Below are 3193 nucleotides of genomic sequence, written 5' to 3' on the forward strand. Positions count from 1 at the left end.
CGTCTCCCAGTCCTCGTCCGGCATCATGATGGTGATAACCGGCTCGCCGTCGTCCCCGGGGGAGACGGTGGCCTTGAAGGTGATGGTGGGGACGAGGCCGTTCTGGTAGAGGCTTGCCTGGAACTCAAACTCCTCAGCGGTCGTCGTGTCGGCTTTATCCCTGAACGCGTGAAGGGTATCCCATAAGTTCTCAGTAACGATCTCCTGTGGCATGTTCGGGAACGGCACCATGCTCTGCGCAGCCCGTGCTGAGACCGCAAGGGGATAGACGATGCCTACGTCCCTTCCCATCCGGGTGATCTCGATTAAGTCCCCGTCATCGATAGCATCCTGGCGTGCCTTCCTCTGGCGTTCCGGGTCCACCAGCCCCCAGGTATCAGCCGGTGTCCGTAACTTAACGTTTCTGGTATCCATTGATCGTATCTCTCCGGGGTAAATTTCCGCGCTCTCCTGTACCACTATGGGGGAACCCCTCATAAAAAATTTACCAAATATCTTGCGAGTTTTTCCGGTTTCTTCCGTGTTAACGGCTTATTTCTAACGGCCCGTAGATGAAATACCGCCGTAACCCGGCGAGATACCAGGTGCACTTTCCGGAGGGGTGAATATCCGGTAAAGGAGCCGGGAAAAACGGATAGTATGACTCAAAATACCGGCACCAAACCCCGATCCCGGGAGAGGGGGCCCAACAAAGCCTATATAGCAGCGGGGTGAGTCTTGAACAAGGATACTTCCAGTGATATCTGTGCTAGGTGATGCCTACATAACACTTCTTGGACGCTCAACATGGGCGCTGGTCAACGCTTATCATGCAGTCCTGCGGGAGAAGGGGCTGCGCCCCGAACGGGTCACTATCGTCACCGAGGAACCTTATGCTGAAGGCGCACCAACCGCATCCAAGGCGATCCTGATAGTCTCTGAGGGATATGGGTTCACTCCCGCAATCCGGATCGAGGTTCTGCCTGAGGCAGACTTTGTGAGAGCCGGAATGGCGATCAGGTCGCTTGCAGAAGACCTTATCGGCCAGGGGTTCGGCGTGGCGATCGATATCACGTCAGGCAGGAAGGTCACGGTCGCAGGAGCGCTCATCGCGATCTCACTTGCGGAGATTCACATCCAGCATATCTACTACCTTGCCATGCAGAGCCTCGACGACGTCGCAAAGCCGTATATGATGATCCCGCACCAGATCCAGCGGCTCCGGGACCTCATGGAGGAACTGGAGATATGAGCGTTCTCATCATCAGGGAGGATGAGTTGCAGATCCTCCAGAACAGCCTCGACGAGGTCCGCGTCTCGTATCCTCTCTACGAGGGAGACTTCCTGGTCGCCCGCCCCGAAGGGACGGGATTCCGGCTCGACCTGCCTGCCTCCCGGGAGACCTTCAACGAGTGGCTCTCGGAATATGAACCGATCGCCGGTGAACTACCCTCATACTCTGACTTCCAGGAGTGCATGCTCGCAAGCGGCATCGTTGGCTACACAAACCAGGCCGCCTTCGATGAGATGCTCACCTCCTATGAGCAGCTGAAGAAGGCTGTCTTCTTCGGCCTCGATACAAACCTCTTCTACCACTGCTTCGTGACGAACAACCCGGAGATCAGCCATGCTTCCTACCTGATCGTCGATACCGTCAGGGACGAGATCACGTATGCCATCAACCGCAAGTACTCAGCAAAGAAGATCGAGGAGATGATGGCGTGTGCCCCGGGCCACCGGGAGATCATCGGGGAACTCGAGAACAAACGCATGAAACGGTCCCGGAAAGCGGCATACCTCGCGTTGAAAGAGTACCGCTCCATCCGCGACCGGGCGACGGAGATAGAGGCGCCGGGCCCGCACTCGCATCTCTCGGAGGAGAACGACCGCAACATTGTCAGGGCGCTCCGGAAGTTCGAGGAGGAGCGGTATGCCCTCCCGGTCCTCCTGACCGCCGACATCTACATGGCAGACCTCTGCATGGCCGAGGGGCTTGAGTACTTCTACTTTGACCGCCCATATGGTATGGAGACAACATCCTGCACGCCGCCGGCGTTCCGGCGACTGCTCTTCAATCTGGCTGCCGTCTTCGGGTTCATCCGGTGCAACGGCATCATGGTCTTCGGGGAGTACGGGGGGAAGGGCAACAACCTGGACGAACTGAAGGTGCGGTTTGAGGACGATGAGCAGTACCGTGATTTTTCAAGGGAAGTGGAGATATGCAGACAACTCTCGGCACTCGGCATCAGCAGATAGAGACGGTTGTCTGCGACATGGACAACACCCTCTTTGACCTTGTGGGAGCGAAGCTGGAGGCGTGCCGGTGCGTTGTTGACTACCTCGGGGCGGGAGACCCTGAGGCACTCTTTCTGCAGTTCCTCAACGGAGTCTACGGGTTTGAGGATCACAGAAACATACGTGACTACCTTGAGGCACTCGGGGTATACCAGCCCCGGACGTTCGAGGTCTGCTGCCGCACCTACGAGGGCGTGAAACTCGACCTCGTCGAGCCCTATCCGGGCGTGGAGGAGACACTCCGGTGCCTGCAGGACGCCGGGATCAGGCTCGCGGTCGCCACCGACGCGGAGTCGGTCCAGGCAGACCGGCGGCTCAGGAAGACCGGGCTCATCGACTTCTTCGAGGTCGTGGTGACCCCGGAGGTCTCAGGAAGGCGAAAACCTGAGCCTGACTCCCTCCTCTACGCCCTCAGGCGGCTCGATGCGGTGCCGGAGGAGGCGATGATGGTGGGCGACAGCCCGAGGCGCGATATCGCTCCCGGGCGGCAACTTGGCATGGTGACCGCGTTTGCCGCCTACGGCGACTGGCGCCGGAGCAGCGCAGCGGACGTTGCGGCTGACATCGTCCTTGCGGAGTTCTCCGAAATCCTGGGCCACGTGGGCATCCCGGGCCGGTAGTGGGGCATTTCACCTTAATTTCCACGAAGAGATCCCCGGGTTGGCGACTGGGAGGCTCCCCTGCTCTGTTCCATCGTGCCCCCCCAAGGCGATTCCCACCACGGTCCACTGCCCAGGCTCGCCCGGGGAATAGGTCGTGTTCATGCGTACAGCCTCTCGCTCTGCCCCATGAATTCTCCCGCGTGGCTTTCCGCGAGAGGCTGGTAATCAGCCCCCACATCCCTAAGATAAGATGAAATGCTCCAGTAGTGCATCGATTCCAAAATAGCAGACCACATCTGGCCTTCGTCCCATCCCCC

General features: G+C 58.9%; 4 protein-coding genes. 3 read left to right on the forward strand and 1 reads right to left on the reverse strand.

The genetic code is table 11. The annotated features are described in order from the left end of the window. Positions 1–414, reverse strand: a 414-nt coding sequence (locus tag BP858_RS10260; RefSeq protein ID WP_286879435.1) for a DUF6573 family protein, incomplete at its 3' end; no start/stop codon positions are given. A 322-nt stretch (positions 415–736) separates the two neighbouring features. On the opposite strand from BP858_RS10260, the gene BP858_RS10265 reads away from it, so the two are divergent. Genes BP858_RS10265 through BP858_RS10275 form a run of 3 tightly spaced genes read left to right on the forward strand, consistent with a single transcriptional unit; the run spans position 737 to position 2894 of the window. Next, on the forward strand, positions 737–1231 hold the full coding sequence (locus tag BP858_RS10265; protein WP_062263411.1) for a hypothetical protein: 495 nt from the start codon (positions 737–739) through the stop codon (positions 1229–1231). Continuing rightward, positions 1228–2235 (forward strand): hypothetical protein, encoded by a 1008-nt coding sequence (locus BP858_RS10270; RefSeq protein WP_062263414.1) that lies wholly within the window; start codon positions 1228–1230, stop codon positions 2233–2235. The genes BP858_RS10265 and BP858_RS10270 overlap by 4 nt, the downstream gene beginning before the upstream one ends. Further along, complete coding sequence (locus BP858_RS10275) at positions 2199–2894, forward strand: HAD family hydrolase (protein ID WP_062263417.1); 696 nt, start codon at positions 2199–2201, stop codon at positions 2892–2894. The genes BP858_RS10270 and BP858_RS10275 overlap by 37 nt, the downstream gene beginning before the upstream one ends. Positions 2895–3193: the final 299 nt, after the last annotated feature.

This window comes from Methanoculleus sp. UBA413, assembly GCF_002502935.1.
Taxonomy (GTDB): Archaea; Halobacteriota; Methanomicrobia; order Methanomicrobiales; family Methanoculleaceae; genus Methanoculleus; species Methanoculleus bourgensis.